Annotated in this window: 3 protein-coding genes; 2 read left to right on the top strand and 1 reads right to left on the bottom strand. The window is 41.4% G+C overall.

Going from position 1 to position 1,800, the window contains the following annotated elements:
- Positions 1-223: transposase (locus C3418_RS23415; protein WP_146054115.1), on the bottom strand; the 223-nt coding region annotated here is incomplete at its 3' end.
- A gap of 196 nt (positions 224-419) precedes the next feature.
- Here C3418_RS23415 and C3418_RS23420 point away from each other — a divergent pair.
- Both C3418_RS23420 and C3418_RS23430 read left to right on the top strand, forming a co-directional pair.
- Positions 420-1,535, top strand: a complete 1,116-nt coding sequence (locus C3418_RS23420; RefSeq protein ID WP_308457656.1) for a tetratricopeptide repeat protein — start codon at positions 420-422, stop codon at positions 1,533-1,535.
- Positions 1,536-1,580: 45 nt separating this feature from the next.
- Positions 1,581-1,800 (top strand): transposase (locus C3418_RS23430; protein ID WP_219812687.1); only part of this gene is annotated, 220 nt, incomplete at its 3' end.

The following is a 1,800-nucleotide window of genomic DNA, read 5'->3' on the forward strand; positions in this document are numbered from 1 at the left end:
TGTTTCCAGTCAATGACATCTGGTGACGGCAGTTATTGCATTGCAGCACGCGTGGCCGACTTTTCAGGCGACAGCAGGTCTTGTTGGCGCACTCAGGACAGATGAAACCGTTCGGAAAACGCCAAGCAAGCAGCGCGTTTTCGCACTGCGCTTCAGTGCCATAGTCCTTGAAAAAATCAAACAGGCTGTAGCCTTTCTGGAATTGGACTTTGCTTTTGGCCATGATCTCGCACCTCAGTAACTGTACGTAAGATCAGTATAGCTCGTGGTGACTGCTAATCATGGGTAATCAGGTTAAAGAATATTCTGAAGATGATAGATTGAGATCAAGTTGACTAAATGGATACGTGGAGGTTGGAATGACATTCATAAAGATCGTCAATGGTACTGAAAAAGTAGTTGATTGTTATGAGCGCTCTATGGAGCCAATATATCAAGAGGCAGTTTCTTACGAATTTGGGATCGGCGTAGATGCTGACTTTCTAAAAGCGATTGAAATATATGAGATTGCGGCGTCACGCGGCCACCCTCAATCAAATTTAAAACTTGGCATGTGCTTTTTTCATGGGCATGGTGTAACTCAAAATATAAATAAAGCAATTAAGTATTTTTGGAAAGCTGGGAATAGTGGGTGTGTTCTGTCCTATTTTACACTAGGATGGATTTATGACGAAGGGGTTTTAATACCTAAGGATGACGATAAAGCAGAATATTGTTATACAAAATCAGCTGAAAAGGGAAATGGCAACGCACAGTATAACTTATCTCAACTGTGTTTGAAGATAAGTGAAAAAACGGCCAAGAAAAGTTATGAAAAAAAATCAATAGAATGGCTTGAGTTGGCAGTGAAAAATGGCCATCCACTTGCCCAATTGAAAATGGGTATTCATTTGGTCAATAAAAATGAAGGGCCAGAAATTGATGTGTATGCAAATAGGTTATTTACACTGTCGGCCGAACAGGGAAATATTGATGCGTTATATCAATTAGGATTAATGCATCTAAAAAGCTACAAAAAATATAAGATAGAGCGTGATCTCAATATGGCATTTGAGTTTTTAAATAAAGCAAAAGATGCTGGACATATTCAGGCGCAAGTGAAAATTGGAGACATGTGCTACTGTTGGCTGGGAGACGAACTTGATAATACTCAGTTTGAGAACATCAAGATTGGAGGACGTGAATATGAAATAGGGCCAGATTGGGGGCATTATCTCGAAGCAGCAAAAAAAGGCAGTATGGAAGCTAAATATAAGGCCAGCATCATACTGTTAAATGAAGATGCGAGCTGTAGCGATGGATTAGAGATGCTAGCATCTGCTGCATATGGAAACTATCCTGCCGCTAAATATTTACTGTCTGTGAAGGAACTTTGTGAACTCAGGTCATTATTGAATGACAAAGGTGAATGTGAGAATCATAAGGATAGATTTCTCAGAGATATTGAAAGTATTAAGAGTAGTCTAGAATACGCATCTGAAAATGGAGTAAGAGACGCAAAATGGCAACTAGGGAAGGTGCGAACAAGTCCCTGATATGAGATCATGTTTGTCATCTGGAGCCATGGAGCAGGGTTCATCATGAGTCATCAACTTACCTTCGCCGACAGTGAATTCAGCAGTAAGCACCGTCAGACCAGAAAAGAGATTTTCTTGTCCCGCATGGAGCAGATCCTGCCATGGCAAAACATGGTGGAAGTCATCGAGCCGTTTTATCCCAAGGCTGGTAATGGCCGGCGACCTTATCCGCTGGAAACCATGCTACGCATTCACTGCATGCAGCATTGGTACAACCTGAGCG

This window comes from Aeromonas sp. ASNIH8, assembly GCF_002919855.1.
GTDB lineage: Bacteria > Pseudomonadota > Gammaproteobacteria > Enterobacterales > Aeromonadaceae > Aeromonas > Aeromonas caviae.

Excerpts from the sequence above, each read along its gene's own strand:
- C3418_RS23420 (WP_308457656.1), top strand. The coding sequence starts at position 420 with ATGGAGCCAATATATCAAGAGGCAGTTTCTTACGAATTTGGGATCGGC.